13 protein-coding genes and 1 tRNA gene are annotated in these 17,460 nt (G+C 61.1%); 8 read left to right on the top strand and 6 right to left on the bottom strand.

Going from position 1 to position 17,460, the window contains the following annotated elements:
- The first annotated feature begins 104 nt into the window (after positions 1 to 104).
- The 6 genes from ACQQ92_RS08210 (at position 105) to ACQQ92_RS08235 (ending at position 8,404) form a co-directional block, all read left to right on the top strand.
- Positions 105 to 188, top strand: a tRNA-Leu gene (locus ACQQ92_RS08210).
- Between the two features lie 88 nt (positions 189 to 276).
- Entirely contained in the window at positions 277 to 1,578 is a 1,302-nt protein-coding gene (gene tig, locus ACQQ92_RS08215) for a trigger factor (protein WP_370450562.1), read from the top strand.
- Between the two features lie 163 nt (positions 1,579 to 1,741).
- Positions 1,742 to 2,362: an ATP-dependent Clp protease proteolytic subunit gene (locus ACQQ92_RS08220; RefSeq protein ID WP_022095182.1), complete on the top strand. Its 621-nt coding sequence runs from the start codon at positions 1,742 to 1,744 to the stop codon at positions 2,360 to 2,362.
- Between the two features lies 1 nt (position 2,363).
- Entirely contained in the window at positions 2,364 to 3,779 is a 1,416-nt protein-coding gene (clpX, locus tag ACQQ92_RS08225) for an ATP-dependent Clp protease ATP-binding subunit ClpX (protein WP_154515377.1), read from the top strand.
- Between the two features lie 309 nt (positions 3,780 to 4,088).
- Positions 4,089 to 6,785: a valine--tRNA ligase gene (locus tag ACQQ92_RS08230; RefSeq protein ID WP_427719738.1), complete on the top strand. Its 2,697-nt coding sequence runs from the start codon at positions 4,089 to 4,091 to the stop codon at positions 6,783 to 6,785.
- Between the two features lie 275 nt (positions 6,786 to 7,060).
- Positions 7,061 to 8,404, top strand: coding sequence for a bifunctional folylpolyglutamate synthase/dihydrofolate synthase (locus tag ACQQ92_RS08235; RefSeq protein WP_427796220.1), 1,344 nt, complete (start codon positions 7,061 to 7,063; stop codon positions 8,402 to 8,404).
- A gap of 239 nt (positions 8,405 to 8,643) precedes the next feature.
- Here ACQQ92_RS08235 and ACQQ92_RS08240 read toward each other — a convergent pair whose 3' ends face one another.
- From ACQQ92_RS08240 to ACQQ92_RS08255, 4 genes are all read right to left on the bottom strand, one after another.
- Positions 8,644 to 9,732, bottom strand: a complete 1,089-nt coding sequence (locus tag ACQQ92_RS08240) for a M24 family metallopeptidase (protein WP_427796221.1) — start codon at positions 9,730 to 9,732, stop codon at positions 8,644 to 8,646.
- Between the two features lie 466 nt (positions 9,733 to 10,198).
- Positions 10,199 to 10,597 (bottom strand): DUF1667 domain-containing protein, encoded by a 399-nt coding sequence (locus ACQQ92_RS08245; protein ID WP_427796222.1) that lies wholly within the window; start codon positions 10,595 to 10,597, stop codon positions 10,199 to 10,201.
- A 2-nt stretch (positions 10,598 to 10,599) separates the two neighbouring features.
- Complete coding sequence (locus ACQQ92_RS08250) at positions 10,600 to 12,021, bottom strand: NAD(P)/FAD-dependent oxidoreductase (protein ID WP_427747301.1); 1,422 nt, start codon at positions 12,019 to 12,021, stop codon at positions 10,600 to 10,602.
- 1 nt (position 12,022) lies between these two features.
- Entirely contained in the window at positions 12,023 to 13,495 is a 1,473-nt protein-coding gene (locus tag ACQQ92_RS08255; RefSeq protein ID WP_427796223.1) for an NAD(P)/FAD-dependent oxidoreductase, read from the bottom strand.
- Between the two features lie 799 nt (positions 13,496 to 14,294).
- Between ACQQ92_RS08255 and ACQQ92_RS08260 the strand changes: the two genes are divergently transcribed.
- Positions 14,295 to 14,726, top strand: a complete 432-nt coding sequence (locus tag ACQQ92_RS08260) for a double zinc ribbon domain-containing protein (protein WP_006234085.1) — start codon at positions 14,295 to 14,297, stop codon at positions 14,724 to 14,726.
- Positions 14,727 to 14,974: 248 nt separating this feature from the next.
- Positions 14,975 to 16,738, top strand: coding sequence for a threonine--tRNA ligase (thrS, locus tag ACQQ92_RS08265; RefSeq protein ID WP_427796224.1), 1,764 nt, complete (start codon positions 14,975 to 14,977; stop codon positions 16,736 to 16,738).
- Between the two features lie 83 nt (positions 16,739 to 16,821).
- On the opposite strand, the gene ACQQ92_RS08270 is transcribed toward thrS, so the two are convergent.
- Positions 16,822 to 16,998 (bottom strand): P-loop NTPase fold protein, encoded by a 177-nt coding sequence (locus tag ACQQ92_RS08270; protein WP_427796226.1) that lies wholly within the window; start codon positions 16,996 to 16,998, stop codon positions 16,822 to 16,824.
- A partial coding sequence (locus ACQQ92_RS08275; RefSeq protein WP_427796225.1) for a P-loop NTPase fold protein occupies positions 16,983 to 17,460 on the bottom strand: 478 nt, incomplete at its 5' end. The genes ACQQ92_RS08275 and ACQQ92_RS08270, both read right to left, overlap by 16 nt.

The raw sequence follows: 17,460 nt of genomic DNA on the forward strand, positions 1-17,460 counted from the left end.
TAGCTACCCTGTTCCGCTGTAACTCGTGGTGAGGTCGTGGGCCTAAAAAGGTGTGCGTGCGCTTGCCGTTCGTATCTGCTATCATTCCTAGTCTGTGCGCTCATGCGGGCGTGGCGGAATTGGTAGACGCGCCAGATTTAGGTTCTGGTGGGATTCCCGTGAAGGTTCGAGTCCTTTCGCCCGCACCAACGCACCTGCGTCGGCCTCGGCCGTCGCGACACTTTGTTGCATAAAGGTACCAGCACCTCAGATAAGCTGGGCAGTATGAGGAGGAACGTGTTGAACATCACCGCTTCTGACGTCAAGGACGCCAAGCTCACCGCTACGGTCACCATCCCGGCCGCCGACGTCGACGCCGCGATCAAGAAGGCCTACAAGGACACCGCCAAGAAGTACCGCTTCCCGGGCTTCCGTGCCGGCAAGGCTCCCCGTCCGGTCATCGACGCTGCTCTTGGCGCCGAGGCCACCCTCGCCCAGGCCACCAACGATCTGATCGCCGCCAACGAGCCCGCCGTCCTCAACGAGCTGGACATCGTCCCCACCAAGAACGGTGACTACAAGGAGCTCGACCTCGCCAAGGATCACGAGGACTACACCTACACCGTCGAGTTCTCTCTGCGTCCTGCCGCCGAGCTCTCCTCCTACGACGCCGTCGAGATCGAGATGCCTCCCGCGGAGGTCACCGAGTCCGAGATCAACAACCAGGTCGAGATGCTCCTCAACTACCGTGCCACCTTCGAGGACGTCGAGGATCGCGCCGTCGAGGCCGAGGACTACGTTACCGTCGACCTCAAGGCCGTCGAGAACGCCGACAACTTCGCTGCCGAGGGCCGCATGCTCATCGCCGGTAGCGACAGCAACCCCAAGGAGTTCAACGAGGCTCTGATCGGTGCTAACGTCGACGACGTCAAGACCGTCACCTGGACCGACGAGGTCGAGGATGGCGAGGAGGCCGAGACCCACACCGTCGAGGTCACCGTCAAGGGCATCAAGGTCCGCAACACCCCCGAGCTCACCGACGAGCTCGTCAAGTCCGACTTTGGCTTCGACAGCATCGACGCTATGCGCGACGCCATCAAGCTCGAGATCGAGCAGGACAAGGCTTCCCGCCTTCCGGCCGAGAAGGAGAACCGTTGCGTCGCCGCTCTCGCCGAGCGCCTGCAGCTCGAGGAGATGGACGCCGACTACGAGCAGTCTGTCTTTGAGGAGCTTGGCCAGAACTTCCTGTCCAACCTCGCTGCCCGCGGCATGACGCTGGACACCTGGCTGCCCGCTTCCGGCCTGACCATGGAGCAGTTCATCGGCGACCTGCACAAGCAGGCCAACGATGTTGCCCGCGAGTCCCTGGCGCTCGACGCCCTCGCCCGTGAGCTCAAGATCGAGGTCACCGAGGACGACGTCAACGCCGAGTTCGAGAAGGCCGGCGTCAAGGACGTCGAGGCTTCCAAGGCCGAGTTCATCGCCGATGGACGCATGCCTGCCGTCCGCGAGTCCATCCGTCGCTCCAAGGCCGTCGACCACCTGGTCGAGAACGCCAAGGTGACCGAGGTCGACGAGACCGCCAAGGACGCCGAGTAATTCTCGCCACCTTTCCCGCGAGCGCATGCAGGCGCCCGTGATGGGGTAAAGTTATAAACCGGTTATTCGGTTGCTTCGTACGGTGCCAGCCAATGCATAGCATGCGGGCACCGTACGTTTATCTAGAACCAATTTGGTCCGCAAGAGAGAAATGGAGATGCGTATGATCGCTAAGTTCGATTCCGCCCTCGTGCCATACGTTATCGAGCAGACGCCGCGCGGCGAGCGCAGCTACGATATCTATTCGCGCCTGCTCAACGACCGCATCATCTTCTTGGGCGAGGAGATCAACTCCGTCAGCGCCAACCTGGTCGTTGCCCAGCTGCTGCATCTTGAGAGCCAGGATGCCGAGAAGGATATCTCGCTCTACATCAATTCGCCCGGTGGCGAGGTCTACTCCGGCCTGGCGATTCTGGACACTATGAACTTTATCAAGCCGCAGGTCTCCACCATTTGCGTCGGTATGGCCGCGTCTATGGCCGCCGTGCTGCTTTCGGCCGGCGCCAAGGGCAAGCGCTTCTGCCTGCCGCACTCCAAGGTCATGATTCACCAGCCCAGTGGCGGTGCCCAGGGTCAGCAGACCGAGATCGAGATCGTGGCCGAGGAGATCAAGAAGACCCGTCGCGAGCTCAACCAGATCTTGTCCGACGCCTCGGGCCAGCCGATCGAGAAGGTCCAGGCCGATACCGAGCGCGACAACTACCTGACCGCTGCCGAGGCGCTTGACTACGGCCTGATCGACCGTATCGTTACCTCGCGCGATCTTGCCGCGAAGGACGCCTAGGATGGCCGGTAACATGCAGGACAACTTTGACGAGAACGGCAACCCCATCCGCTGCTCCTTCTGCGGAAAAGAGCAGGGTCAGGTGCGCCGCCTTGTAAAGGGCCCTACCAACATCTTTATCTGCGACGAGTGCGTTGCCGCCTGCTCCGAGATCTTGGAGGAGTCGCTGGCTTCGGACTTTATGGATGCCGCCTGCAACGGCAAGCTGCCGGGCTTCCTCAACGACCACGGTCAGGCTGCCGGGCAGCCTGCCATGGATCCCGAGGCCGAGGGCTTTGAACTCGAGGACGACGTACGTCAGGTCATCACGCACGTGCCGACCCCGCACGAGATCTATGACGAGCTTTCGGCCTATGTCATGGGTCAGGAAGACGCCAAGCGCGCCATGTCGGTTGCCGTGTACAACCACTACCGTCGCGTGATCGAGGGCGGCGCCGCGCTTTCGGCCTTTGACGAGGCCTCGGGTGCGGGTTCGCGGCTCGACGACGATATGGACGAGGTGGAGCTCGCCAAGTCCAACATCTTGCTGCTCGGTCCCACCGGTACCGGTAAGACCTTGCTCGCCCAGACGCTCGCGCGCATCCTCGAGGTGCCGTTTGCCATCGCCGACGCCACCGCACTCACCGAGGCCGGTTACGTGGGCGAGGACGTGGAGAACATCCTGCTCAAGCTCATCAATGCTGCCGATGGCGATATCGAGCGTGCGCAGGTCGGCATCATCTACGTGGACGAGATCGACAAGATCGCCCGCAAGGCCGAGAACCTCTCCATCACCCGCGACGTTTCGGGCGAGGGCGTTCAGCAGGCGCTGCTTAAGATCCTTGAGGGCACGGTGGCAAGCGTTCCGCCCACCGGCGGCCGCAAGCACCCCCAGCAGGAGCTGCTGCAGATCGACACGACCAATATCTTGTTTATCTGCGGCGGTGCCTTTGTGGGTCTGGACAAGATTATCGCCGATCGCGTGGGCAACAAGGGCGTGGGCTTTAACTCCGAGATCGCCGGCCCCACCTCGGTCGACGAGAACGACCTGCTGCGTCAGGTGCTCCCGCAGGACCTCAACGCCTTTGGTATGATCCCCGAGTTTGTGGGACGTACGCCCGTCGTCACCCAGACACAGGCGCTCGACGAGGACGACCTGGTGTCGATCCTGACCGAGCCAAAGAACGCCGTTGTGCGTCAGTACCGCAAGATGTTCCAGCTCGAGGACGTTGAACTTGAGTTTGAGGACGCCGCCCTGCACGAGATTGCCCGCATGGCGCTTGCCCGCAAGACCGGCGCCCGCGGCCTGCGCTCCATCTGCGAGGACGTGCTGCAGCAGACGATGTTCGACCTGCCGAGCGAGGAAGGAGTCGCCAAGGTCATCGTGACCGAAGCCTCCGTAAAGGGCACCGAACAGCCCCAGCGCATCTACGGGTAAACCTGCCAAAAAGGGACAGGTTTATTTTGGCAGGTTTTATCAGGGAGAATGACGTTTGCCCATATAAAACCGACCAAAATAAACCTGTCCCTAAATGGTAGGTTTCGCAAATGTGAATTTGAATAGCCTCCGACCACCCGCGGTCGGAGGCTATTTTATATATACGCAATAACCCCAACTACCTGTGTTATTCTGTGTGTTTGTTTAAGCCTCAGCGAAGTCGTATCAGACTGAAGTAATCGATACCTAAGGGGAGGAATGCAGACCCTGGCGGGCCTACATTCCTCCCCGGTGGGACGGGAGAGATATATGGAAGAGATGCCCAAAAACTACGATCCGTCGACCAACGAGCCGGCGATCCTGCAGAAGTGGCTCGACGGCGGCTACTACAAGCGCCGTGAGGGCGTGGGCGACTGCACTGTCACCATTCCGCCTCCCAACGTGACCGGCAAGCTCCACATGGGTCACGCCACCGACGACTCCATCCAGGATGCCATCATCCGCATGGCCCGCATGCGCGGCAGGTCCACCCGCTGGGTGCTCGGTACCGACCACGCCGGCATCGCCACGCAGACCAAGGTCGACAAGAAGCTCAAGAGCGAGGGCATCAGCCGCCTGGAGATCGGCCGCGATAAGTTTGTCGACGCCTGCTGGGATTGGACCCACGAGTACGGCGGCATCATCGTCGAGCAGATCAAGCGTATGGGCTGCTCCGTCGACTTTGATAACGAGCGCTTTACCATGGACGAGGACTACGCCCAGGCCGTGCGCAAGGTGTTCTGCGACTGGTACCACGACGGCCTGATCTACCGCGGCAAGCGCATCGTCAACTGGTGCCCCAACTGCACCACCGCCATCTCGGACGACGAGGCCGAGTACAAGGACGAGAAGGGTCACCTGTGGCACCTGCGCTACCCGCTGACCGAGCCGGTCAACGGCCAGGACTACATCGTCGTCGCCACTACGCGCCCCGAGACCATGCTCGGCGACACGGGCGTGGCCGTCTCCCCGAAGGACCCCGAGAAGGCCGCCTTTGTGGGTAAGACCGTCAAGCTCCCCATCGTCGACCGTGAGATCCCCATCTTTGAGGATTGGCATGTCGACGCCAACTTTGGCTCCGGCTTTGTCAAGGTCACCCCGGCCCACGACCCCAACGATTACGCCATGGGCCAGGCCCACGACCTGCCGCAGATCAACATCTTTGACGAGCATGCGGTGGTCGTCGAGGGCTACGGCGAGTTTACCGGCATGACCCGCGAGGAGTGCCGCGAGGCCGTCATCAAGTGGTTTGAGGAGCACGACCTGCTCGATCACGTCGAGGATCACGATCACTCCGTCATGCACTGCTACCGTTGCGACTCCGCACTGGAGCCGTGGCTGTCCGAGCAGTGGTTTGTGGCCGTCGACAAGCTCAAGGGACCGGCGCTCGACGCCGTCAACTCCGGCAAGGTGACCTTCCACCCCGCGCGTTGGACGCAGACCTATACCACCTGGATGGAGAACCTCAAGGACTGGTGCATCAGCCGCCAGCTGTGGTGGGGCCACCGTATTCCCGTGTTCTACTGCGAGGACTGCGGCTGGGAGGATGCCCTTACCGAGGACACCGACGTGTGCCCTAAGTGCGGCGGTCATCACGTGCATCAGGACGAGAACGTGCTGGATACCTGGTTCAGCTCGCAGCTGTGGACTTTCGCCACGCAGGGCTGGCCCCAAAAGCCGGAGCTGCTCGAGGGACATCACCCCACGACGGCACTCGTCACCGCGCGCGACATCATCGCGCTGTGGGTCGCCCGCATGGTCATGAGCTCGCTGTACTTCCTGGACGAGGTGCCGTTTAAGGATGTCGTCATCTACCCGACGATTCTTGCCAAGGACGGCAGCCGTATGTCCAAGTCCAAGGGCAACGGCGTTGACCCCATGGACCTCATTGGCATGTACGGTGCCGACGCCATGCGCTTCAACCTGCTGACGCTCTGCACCAACAACCAGGATGTCAAGTTTGACGCGAACATCGATAAGAAGACCAAGAAGCTTATCGACAGCCCGCGTACCGAGCAGGCCAAGTCGTTTGTGACCAAGATTTGGAACGCTAGCCGCTTCCTGCTTATGAACATGGAGGGCTACACGCCCGGCGAGCCCGTCGTGGAGACGCCGGCCGACGCCTGGATGTTCAGCCGTCTGGCCAAGGCCGTCAAGATGGTTACCGAGGGCATCGAGAACTACACCTTTGGCGACATGGCCCGCGGCGTTCAGCAGTTCTTCTGGAACGAGGTCTGCGACTGGTACGTCGAAGTCACCAAGGCGCGCCTGAAGGGCGAGGGCCGTCTGCAGGCGCAGCGAAACCTGATCTTTGTGCTCGATACCTCTATTCGCCTGATGCACCCGCTCATGCCGTTTGTCACCGAGGAGATCTGGGACAACATGCCGGCGAGCGTGCTCGACCTGGACGCCGAGGGCAACGTGGACCGCGCCGAGGCGCTCATGATCGCCAAGTGGCCCGAGCCTGCCGACTATGTCAAGTATGTCGACGAGGACGCCGAGCGCGCGTTTGAGCTGTGTCGCACCGTTGTTTCTGCGGCCCGCGCCACGCGTTCGCGTTATCGCTTGAGCCCCAAGGCCGAGCTCGACGTGGTCGTGCGTGCCGGTGCCGAGGACATCGAGAAGCTCGAGAGCCTGCGCTCGACCATCGAGCCGCTGGCCAATACCGCCTCGCTGGTCATGGGTACCGATGTTGAGAAGCCGGCCGCGAGCATCGCCGTGGTCGACAGCGGCGTCGAGGTCTTTGTGGTGCTCGAGGGCAAGGTCGATCTTTCGGCCGAGAAGGCACGTCTGGAGAAGGAGATTGCCGCGGCCCAGAAGGAGCTCGCCGGCTGCGAGAAGACGCTCGCCAACGAGGGCTTTGTGGCCAAGGCCGCGCCCGCGGTGGTCCAGAAGAAGAGGGACCGTGCAGCTGAGCTCAAGGAGATCCTGGAGGCGCTGACTGCTCAGGTTGCTGACTTCTCGTAGGCGTTACTGGGGGACGCGGTTTGGGGCATTGCTCGCTACTGCGGACAGTCCTGCTCGCACGAAGGCCACATTAAGTGGCCTTCGGCTCGTGCGGAACTTGTATCGAGCAAAGCCCCAAACCGCTCCCATAGCGGTTACGGGGGCGTCCGCTGCCTGTCAGGGCCACGGGGTTGTGGCCTTGATTCTGCTGCAAGCGGATAGTGGCTGAAATTATCAACGCGAGTGGCTCATTCTTTTTGATGGGCCTCTTTTTCTGTAATTGGAGACTTTGGGTTATGGCTAAGCGTTCTGGGTCGTATTCTGTGCCGTTCTCGTTTGAGTTGCTTTCGTTTGGTGAGGCTGTGGGGCTTGCTGCCGATACGGGGCGGATTTCTGGGGATGCTGGTCCTCTGCTCGAGACAGTTGTCGATATGCTCGATGAGCTGGGGCGGCCGGACGAGTACTTTGATTGCATTCAGGTTGCCGGTACCAATGGCAAAACTTCGACCACGCGTTTTTCGGCTGCTATCCTTCGCGGCGAGGGGCTCAAGGCTGCGCTTTATACGTCGCCGCAGCTTGTTCGCTATCCCGAGCGCATGGAGGTCGATGGGCACGTCGTAAGCGATGAGGCGTTTGCCCGTGGCGTTTCTGCTGCTGTTGAGGCGGGGCATCGAGTGAATGCGCGCCGCGTGGTGGCGGGGGAGCGTGCCTATACCATCACGCCTTTTGACCTGCTGACGGCCGCCGCGCTTGTGGTGTTTGCCGAGGCTCGCGTGGATGTCGCCGTGCTCGAGGTCGGCATGGGCGGTCGCTGGGACGCCACGAGCGCGACCGATCCCGTCGCCGTTGCCATCACGGGCATCGGACTCGACCACACGCGCATTCTGGGCGATACGCTCGAGGCCATTGCGGGGGAGAAGGCCGCCGTCATTAAGCCCGGACGCCTGGTTGTGCTGGGCGAGGGCACGCATGAGCCGAGCGTTCAGCGCGTTATGGACACCCGTTGTCGCGAGTGTGGTGTGGTGCCGCTGGTGGTGAGCCACGCCACGACCAAGGTGCCGGCGCATGTGGGCGATACGGTTGAGTTTAGCTGTACCACGCCGCGTGCGATTTACACGTCGAGCATGGTTAAGCCGGCGTATCAGCCGCAGAATGCCGCGTGCGCGATTATGCTCTGCGAGGGGTATCTGGGTCGCGAGCTCGACCACGAGGCGCTTGATGCTTCGCTTATGGGCTGTGCCACGCCGGGCCGTTTTGATGTGTTGGGAACCGACCCGCTCAAGCTGATCGACGCCTGCCATAACCCCCAGAGCTGCGAGAACTTTGTGAGCGCCTTGGACGAGATCGATCCGTGCGTAGAGAATCGCCCCACGTTGCTGTGCGCCGCGCTGGCAGACAAGGACGTGGCGGGTATCGTCGACGTGCTGATCCCGGCCTTCTCGCGCGTGGTCGTCACACAGACCGATTCCGATCGCGCCTTGCCGGCGGAGGAGCTTGCTGCCCTGGTGGACTCCGATAAGCTCGCAGGCGTGTACCCCAGCGTGTCCGAGGCCCTCGCAGCCTTTGAGGCCGCAGGCGAGCCCTTCGTAGCAGCAGGTACCATCACCCTGGCCGGCGAAGTTGCCGGTCTGCTCCGCTAGATCCCTTCCGCAGAGTAGCTAGTTTGCTTGCTCTCCACGAAATGGGCCTATCTACTACGTTTGACCGGCTACCCTCAACCATGCCGAGAATCGCAAAATCAAAACCGCAGGTAGAAGGCTTGCCAATTTTCAAAAAATACCCGCATGGTCGCCCCATGCGGGTTAAACGTAGTAGATAGGCCCATTTCGTGGCGACATTCATGTGATGCGGCAAAGGGGCTGTCCCTTTGCCGCATTGCCTAGTCTAGGCGGACCGGATCGTGGGGGTAGGCGTTGAGGATCTCGACGCCGCTCTCGGTGACCAGGGCAAGGTCCTCGATGCGGACGCCGGTGCGGCCGGGGAGGTAGATGCCCGGCTCGATGGAAAACGTCATGCCCGGCTCCACGACCTGCTCGTTGACGAGCGAGACGTCACCCGGCTCGTGGTCTTGCAGGCCGATCGAGTGTCCCAGACGGTGCGTAAAGTACTTGCCATAACCCGCGTCCTCAATCACGTCGCGCGCGGCACGGTCCAGGTCGCACATACGCACGCCCGGTGCGATGAGCGCCTCAGCGGCCTCGTTGGCGCGGCGCACGATGTCGTAGATGCGTGCCGTCTCCTCGTCCGGCTCGCCCCAAAAGAACGTGCGCGTCATGTCCGAGCAATAGTTGCGGCGACGCCCGCCAATGTCGAACAGCACCACGTCGCCACGCTTGAGTACCGTATCGTCTGGCTCGTGGTGCGGGTCGCCGGCGTTGGCGCCAAAGCTCACGATGGGCGGAAAGCTAAAGCCCTCGCAATCGTGCTTGCGATACAGGCCAAGCATCTGGTCGGCGATCTCGCGCTCTGTCACGCCTTCGTGGACGAGCTCGATCGCGTCGGCCATCACGGCGTCGTTAGCGGCCGAGGACACGCGCATAAGCTCCTGCTCGCCGGCGTCTTTGTAGGTTCGCGCGGCGGTCACGGCAAAATCGCCTAGGAAGAATTCGCTCGCGGCATGGCGCTCCATGAGGGGCATCAAGAAGCCGGAGCGCATGACGGTGTCGATGCCGAGCGGTTTGGTCGGATCAACCTCGCGAGCGATGGCGTCGGCCACGACGTCGGTATCGGTGTGGTACGCGACGCGGGCATTGTCATACTCGGGCAGCTGATGCAGCGCGTTGACCAAGATCACGGGCTCGCTACCGCGTGCGAGCAGTACGCCGCAAAAACGCTCGAACATATCGGCATAAAAGCCGGTCAGGTAATAAATCGACCACGGGTCGTTTACGAGCAGCTGCGCGCCGGGGTGCTGAGCCTCGAGCGCATCGAGCACGCGTGCCACGCGCTGGTCATCGACATGTGCCATACATCGTCCTTTCGTTAGGTTGCCACCATGGTATCCCCAATGCCAGGGTAGTCAATTTGGGACGGGGCTATTTTAGCTGCGTCAAACATGCGAGCTGATAGGTAAAAGTAGTCAATATGGTCCCGTCCCAAATGGGCTGGTTTCAAAACTATGGCGGATTACGGGGCTGGACCTGTATTACTTGACCATGGGAAAAATCGCGAAATTAAAACCGCAGGTAGAAGGCTTATCAAAAATCGAAAATTGCCGGTATGGGTGGGGGTCTCCGAATCAGCCCCGTAATCCGGCATAGTTTTGAAATGGCACTAAAGCAGGCACAAGCTAAATACCGATCCCAAGGCAAGTTGCGGTGGAATAGTTCCTTGATGCCGGGGTTTTGGCGGAAATCGGGAATTATTTCACCGCAATTGAGGAGGGGCGGGGCGGATGCGGGGTAGCTAAAAGAGCGCCGTCCCAAACGAGCTGCTTAGGCCGGGTCGATGTCCATGCTGGCGATGAGGTCGGTACCGGTGTCTAGGAGGTTGGGGAGGACTACATCGCCCATGCGGATGGGGACTTTGACCACTAGGCCGTGGATGAAGTCCATGGCTTGGGCGTGGAGTGCCAGCGGGATGGCCTCGGCCGTGCGAACGGGCAGCAGTGCCTCGTCGCCGCCTGATACTGCCACGGTGGTAGTGAGGACGCGCATGGGGCAGGTGAGCTCCTGATGTGCGAACTTATCGCCGCGCGGGCAGCTGTTGCCGGTCACGGCGCGCACCGTCGCCACGCGGTCGTCGGCCCCGCGCTCCACTTCCACCGTAAGGAGGCACTCGGATGGGCAGGTGGTGCAGTTGAACTGTAGCGTCTCGATCGCATTTGTGCTCATGGCTATGCCTCCTCGACGGGCTCGACGGAAAGGATAATCTCGCTGGCACCCAGGTCGAGCGCTCGCTGTATCACCTTTGCCGGCAGCGGGAAGCTTTCCATAACGCTCGGTTTAAACGCGCGGACCTTGCCCGTAAGCAGTTCCTCGTCGTCCGCCAGAATGCGCACGCGGGCGGCATCGACCGGCCGGCGCACGCGGAAGTTGAGCCTGGTGAGTGCCACGGCCGTAATGCGTCCCGGCAGCGCGTAGCCGGCAATGTCGGCAGGGGAGACCGTGAGCTGGCAGCCAGCGCCCGTCTCGACATCCGTGCCGGTCCCCAGCGCGTACGTCGCTGCAGCCGCACCGGCACGCTCGGACTCGGCCGTCACGTTATCGGCCAGGTCGTGCACGTGCAGCACGTTGCCGCAGGCAAAGATGCCTGGCACGCCCGTCTGCAGGCTCTGGTCCACCACGGCGCCGCGCGTGCGCGGGTCAAGCTCAACACCCGCGCCTACCGAAAGCTCGTTCTCGGGAATCAAACCTACCGAAAGCAGCAGTGTGTCGCACGGAACGATGCGCTCGGTCCCCGGAATGGGCACCAGATTTTCGTCGACCTGGCTCACCTCGACGGCCTCCACGCGGTCGTGCCCAATCACGCGTGTGACGGTGGTGGACAGGTGCAGCGGAATGCCAAAATCGTCCAGGCAATTCTTTACATTGCGGCGCAGGCCGTTGGCGTATGGCATAAGCTCGTACACGCCCTCGACCGAAATCCCCTCGAGCGTGCAGCGACGCGCCATGATGAGCCCAATGTCGCCCGAGCCTAAAATGACGGCGCGCGAGCCGGGCTTGAGGTTGTCGATGTTGATGTATCGCTGCGCCAGGCCGGCGGTAAACACGCCGGCGGGGCGGCTGCCGGGGATCTTGATCTCGCTGCGCGTGCGCTCGCGACACCCCATGGCAAGGACGACGGCGCGCCCGGTGAGCTGCAACATGCCGGCGGGGCTCATGAGCGTGACGGTGTGTGCCGAGGCATCGCTCGCCGCGCCACTTGCGCCCGTGCCTGCGACTTTTTCCTCGCTTGAGTCGATCCCAATCACCATACTGTCCAGGAACAGTGCGATATCGGTTTCGCGCACCTGGTCGATAAAGCGCTGTGCGTACTCGGGACCGGTCAGTTCCTGCTTAAAGTGTGAGAGGCCAAAGCCCGGGTGGATGCACTGGCGCAGGATGCCGCCCAGGTGCTGTTCGCGCTCCACGATGGCCACGCGCGCTCCGGCCTTGTGTGCGGCAAGTGAGGCCGCCATGCCGGCAGGTCCGCCGCCGATAACGACTACGTCGAACGCCTGCGTCTGCACGGCGCCGGCAGCAATTGATACCCTGTCGGCATCTGTGCAAGTGCACTCGACGCCCGATACCGCACCCATATCGATACTTGTCGCCATCCTAGCGCACCCCCTTCAAAGGTCCCTCAACGAGCCACGAGCCAGTGTCCTCCAGCAGCACCTCGCTGGGATCGCAGCCCAGCTCGCGGGCCAGAATCCGCACCACGCGGCTTTGGCAAAAGCCGCTCTGGCACCGACCCATGCCGGCGCGGCAGCGGCGTTTGACGCCCTCGACCGAAACCGCACCCGGGCGGCGTCGGATCGCGGCTACGATCTCGGCCTCGGGCACCGTCTCGCAGCGGCAGACGATCTGCCCCCACGCGGGGTCGGATTCAATGAGCTCCTCCTTGCGCGCAAGCGGCGCACGGTCGAAGTCGTCCGGCGCACGGCGAATCGGATCCCAATCGGCCCGCTCGCGCAAAGCAACGCTCGCCTCGCGCAGCACCTGCTCCATGCGCTCGGCAATGGCCGGAGCGCTCGCTACGCCCGGCGACTGAATGCCCGCCGCCTGGAACAGCCACGGTACCACGGCGGACTGTCCAATAAAAAAGTCGTTCGTTCCCTTAATGACCGGACGCCCGCCGGCAAACGCTCGCACCACGCGGCGCGTGTCCAGGTCGGGCACCAGCTTGCGCGCGCCGCCCAGCAGCGCGTTTACGTCGCCAGCATAGGTCTGCGTGTCGCCCGCCTCGCGCACAGCGGCCGTCGCGGTGATCACCGTGTTGCCGTGGACGGTGCCCGTGACGATGACGCCCTTGGAAACCGGCGTGGGAACGGGGTAGAGCGGCATGAGTGCACGCGGCTCCTTGTCCAGCACCACAATGTTACCCTGGCGCCAGACCATCTGGAACTCCTCGGCGCCCGCCATATGCGAGATGTCTGCGGCGCCGTTGCCCGCCGCGTTAATCAAATAGCGGCAGCGCACATCACCGGCCGGTGTCACCAGCGTAAAACGAGCGGTCCCGTCACCGCTCCTGTCGCCAGCGCCGGGAGCTACCTCGATCGTCTCCACCGGTGCGGAGCGCACAAACGTCACGCCGTTGGCTACGGCGTTCTCCATCGCGGCGATGGCGACCTCAAACGGATCGACATAGCCGGTCGAGGGACACCACAGCGCGCACGTGGCCTGGGCGCTGGCGCGCGGCTCCAGCTCGTGGATGCGCTCGGCCCCGATGATCGCCAACTCGGGTACGCCGTTTGCCAGCCCGTTGCTTTGCAGCTGCTCCAGCTGCGCGCGGTCTTGGTCGCTAAAGCCCAGCACCATGGACCCGGTGCGGCAAAACAAAAAGCCCAGCTCCTGGGCCCACGTGCCATATAGCTCGCAGCCGCGGGCGTTGACCTGCGCCTTTACGGTGCCCGGCGCCGGATCGTAGCCGGCGTGCACCAGGCCGCCGTTGGCCTTCGACGCGCCCAGCGCAATGTCGTTGGCCGCCTCGACCACACAGATGGACAGGTCATAGCGTGCGAGCTGCCGCGCGATGGCGCATCCGGTGATGCCCGCGCCCACAATCGCGATATCAAACGTTTCTGTCACAGTGCCTCCAAGACGAGTTGACAGGCTGTCAATAAGGCTATCCTACGGTGTGCGCATCCCCCGCGCAGCGGCAATGCGGCGAACAGCCCCGCTGCATCCGCCAACGGCAGGCGAGGGGGGAGACTCAGGTCAATCGGTGACCTCGTCTGGCACCCCTGTTGTCAAAGGTTTGTCTCGTTCTGTAACGGTAAGCAGAAGAGTTGGGTTCCAGATGTTACAGATCGAGACGTTTGCCAGGCGGGCCCTCTGTTTGTCTTGATTTGTAACAGTAAGAGTAGAAAATCGGTCCTATGTGTTACAGATTGAGATTTAAAGTCAGGGAGAGGTCATCTGTCTCGATCTGTAACATCTCGGGACCGTTTTGGGGTCTAGATGTTACAGATTTAGATGAACCCATCAGTCGGTTTCGAATGTCTAAATCTGTAACAGTTAGACCTGTTTTTGCCGAGTTGTTGTTACAGATTGAGATATTGAGATTGGACATTTTCCTTTGTCTTGATCTGTAACAGATAGAAGGGTTTCTGGCCCCTAGCTGTTACAGATTGAGATATTTAACGGAGGGCTCACCGTTCATCTTGATCTGTAACAGTAGGGACTGATTCTGGAGCCAAGATGTTACAGATTGAGATTTAAGTCTGGGAGAGAACGGTTTGTCTAATTCTGTAACATCTGGACCCGGATTCCGCTCTCACCTGTTACAGATTGAGATGTTTCTATCCGCCCATGCCTGCGACCTGCCAAATCGTTAACCCCCGTGTTACACTAACTCGAGTTGTAACTACCCCGAAAGGTATCCGTAATGTCCAAGTACATCTCTGAGCTCATGTCGCCGCAGCTTATGGGCGTCATCTATGCCTTTGTTGGCTTTATCATCGCCCTGTACGTGCTGTCGGTCGTCTATGTGTTTATTGACGCCCGCCGCCGCGGCGCCAGTGCCTACGTGGCATGGGGCATTATTGCCCTCATCCCGTTTGTAGGCCTCATCGCCTACCTGGTCCTGCGCCCGCACTCCTATGCGGCCGACCGCGAGGAGCAGGAGCTGGACATGGCCCTGCGCGAGCGTCAGCTTGCCCAGTACGGCACCTGCCCGCAGTGCGGTGCGCCCATCGAGAAGGACTTTGTGGTCTGCCCGGTGTGCGACACCCAGGTTCGCAACGTGTGCCCCAGCTGCCATCGCCCGCTCGACGCACACTGGAAGGTCTGCCCCTACTGCCGAACTCGCATCCAGTAGCGCATCCATCGCCGGGCCGGCCGCAAGCCACGGGCCCCGCGCGCCGCGCGCAAGCCGCACCCGCCCCACGCGATGAAGCATGCGTAGAAAATCGCCCGCCGTGCCATTAAGGTGCGGCGGGCGCTTGTATACCTAGGTAACCTGCCTATAATGATGCAAGTCAAAACGCACGCGCCGGCAAGCGCAATGCACACTGCACGGCGCCAAGCAGCACTTGCACAAGGCATCCGAGAGGAGAAAACATACCCATGAAGGCACTCTACAATGACGGTTCGGTGGCCGAGCTCCCGCAGGACGAGGTCACGCACGTCATCCGCCACTCCGCCGCGCACATCATGGCGCAGGCCATCAAACGCCTGTACCCCCAGGCCGACTTTGCCTACGGCCCCGCGACCGACAACGGCTTTTACTACGACGTCGACCTGCCCGAGGGCGTCAAGATCAGCGAGGACGACTTCCCCGCGATCGAGGCCGAGATGAAAAAGATCGTCAAGGAGAACCTCAAGTTCACCGTGTACGAGAAGCCCCGCGCCGAGGCCATCGCCCTTATGGAGGAGCGCGGCGAGAAGTACAAGGTCGAGCACATCGGCGACCTGGACGACGACGCCCGTATCACCTTCTACCAGCAGGGCGACTACATCGACATGTGCGTCGGCCCCCACATCTGCTACACCAAGGCCCTCAAGGCCTTTAAGCTCACCGGCGTCTCGGGCGCCTACTGGAAGGGCGACAAGGACAACAAGATGCTCACCCGCATCAACGGCGTTGCCTTTGCCACCAAGGAAGAGCTCGACGAGCACATGCGCATGCTGGAGGAGGCCAAGAAGCGCGACCACCGCAAGATCGGCCGCGAGATGGACCTCTTTATGATGCGCGACGAGGCCCCCGGCTTCCCGTTCTTCCTGCCCAACGGCATGATCCTTAAGAACACGCTGCTGGACTACTGGCGCGAGATCCACCACAAGGCCGGCTACGTGGAGATCTCCACGCCGCTCATCATGAACAAGCAACTGTGGAAGACCTCGGGCCACTGGGACCACTACAAGGACAACATGTACTCCACCGTCATTGACGACGAAGAGTACTGCATTAAGCCCATGAACTGCCCGGGCGGCGTGCTGGTGTACGCCTCCAAGCCGCACTCCTACCGTGAGCTGCCCATTCGCGCCGGCGAGATTGGCCTGGTGCACCGACACGAGCTGCGCGGCGCCCTGCACGGCCTGTTCCGCGTGCGCTGCTTTAACCAGGACGACGCCCACCTGTTTGTGCGCCCCGACCAGCTGACCGACGAGATTGTGGGCGTGGTCAACCTTATCGACTCCGTGTACCAGAAGTTTGGCTTTAAGTATCACGTTGAGCTTTCCACCCGCCCCGAGGACTCCATGGGTTCTGACGAGGACTGGGCACGAGCCGAAGAGGGTCTGCGCACCGCTCTTGAGCAGCTGCACATGGACTACGAGGTCAACGAGGGCGACGGCGCCTTCTACGGCCCCAAGATCGACTTCCACCTGGAGGACTCGCTCGGCCGTACCTGGCAGTGCGGTACCGTTCAGCTCGACTTCCAGATGCCGCTCAACTTTGACCTGGAGTACGTGGACGCCGACGGCACCAAGAAGCGCCCCATTATGCTGCACCGCGTGTGCTTTGGCTCCATCGAGCGCTTTATTGGCATTCTGATCGAGCACTTTGCGGGCAAGTTCCCCACCTGGCTTGCCCCCGTGCAGGTCAAGGCACTTCCGGTTTCCGAGAAGAGCCGCGACTATGCCCACGAGGTGTGCGCCAAGCTGGAAGAGGCCGGCATTCGCGTGGTCTGCGACGACCGCGACGAGAAGATCGGCTACAAGATCCGCGAGGCCCGCTCCATTGACCGCGTGCCCTACATGCTCATCCTGGGCGAGAAAGAGGTCGAGGCCGGCAACATCTCCGTCCGCGATCGCTCCAACGAGACCGTCCCGATGAGCGTTGACGAGTTTGTTGCCAAGGTGACCGAGGAGATCAAGACCCGCGCCTAGCACAAACAACACAAGAAGCAGTAAAGGCGATCGTCCTCGCGGGCGGTCGCCTTTTTTGTTTTCTATAGAAGAAAAGCCGCTGGTTAGAGTGGCTTTTTTGTTGTGCAAAAAGGTACAACAATGTTTTCTTGCTGAAACAGGGTTTTGGTCTGCTCGAGTACCTTTATGGCGAATTCGGGCCGGCAGCGATCGAGCTCGTCGATAAAGATGATGGCTCGTTTGGCTATCTTGGGCAGATGGTTCTTTATGAGCTCGCCAATTTTGCTCCTAAGCTCTTTTCCGCTTTGTACTGTTCGAGAAAATCAGTGCCGCTGAAATTTTCAATGATTCCATTAATGTCAACGCCGTATCCGATAATGGAGGCGGCGGTTTCTATGACGCTAATGACTCCCTTACCGAAATCCTTTCCTCCCTTGACGCTTTGTTCGTCTGCGGCGTTAGCGATAGAGTCCAATATAGGCAAGATCGGATTGTCGAAATGGTCGTCTTCCCATGCGTTGAAATAAAAGGGGAGGCATGGCATCGCTGGGAGTTCCGTTGCGGTTTCTCCTAGTGTCGCGTTAAGTGTCTCTAAATCGTGGTCGAGAGTCGGATTTGCCATTTGAAGGACTCTCACTACTTGTTTTACAAAGAATGTCTTGCCAGATTCCCAAGGCGCGTCAATAACAAAGGTATACGGAGGCTCAACCGTAATGAGCATCCTTAGAAAGTCCTCAATTTCT

Origin of the sequence: Collinsella sp. SGI.241 (assembly GCF_050312955.1) — a bacterium.
In the GTDB taxonomy this organism is placed as follows: domain Bacteria; phylum Actinomycetota; class Coriobacteriia; order Coriobacteriales; family Coriobacteriaceae; genus Collinsella.

Bases quoted from the DNA above. Each gene is read 5' to 3' on its own strand.
- ACQQ92_RS08245 (WP_427796222.1), bottom strand. From the start codon at position 10,597: ATGAGCACAAATGCGATCGAGACGCTACAGTTCAACTGCACCACCTGC.
- ACQQ92_RS08260 (WP_006234085.1), top strand. From the start codon at position 14,295: ATGTCCAAGTACATCTCTGAGCTCATGTCGCCGCAGCTTATGGGCGTC.
- ACQQ92_RS08220 (WP_022095182.1), top strand. From the start codon at position 1,742: ATGATCGCTAAGTTCGATTCCGCCCTCGTGCCATACGTTATCGAGCAG.
- ACQQ92_RS08250 (WP_427747301.1), bottom strand. From the start codon at position 12,021: ATGGCGACAAGTATCGATATGGGTGCGGTATCGGGCGTCGAGTGCACT.
- clpX (WP_154515377.1), top strand. From the start codon at position 2,364: ATGGCCGGTAACATGCAGGACAACTTTGACGAGAACGGCAACCCCATC.
- thrS (WP_427796224.1), top strand. From the start codon at position 14,975: ATGAAGGCACTCTACAATGACGGTTCGGTGGCCGAGCTCCCGCAGGAC.
- ACQQ92_RS08240 (WP_427796221.1), bottom strand. From the start codon at position 9,732: ATGGCACATGTCGATGACCAGCGCGTGGCACGCGTGCTCGATGCGCTC.
- ACQQ92_RS08235 (WP_427796220.1), top strand. From the start codon at position 7,061: ATGGCTAAGCGTTCTGGGTCGTATTCTGTGCCGTTCTCGTTTGAGTTG.
- ACQQ92_RS08230 (WP_427719738.1), top strand. From the start codon at position 4,089: ATGGAAGAGATGCCCAAAAACTACGATCCGTCGACCAACGAGCCGGCG.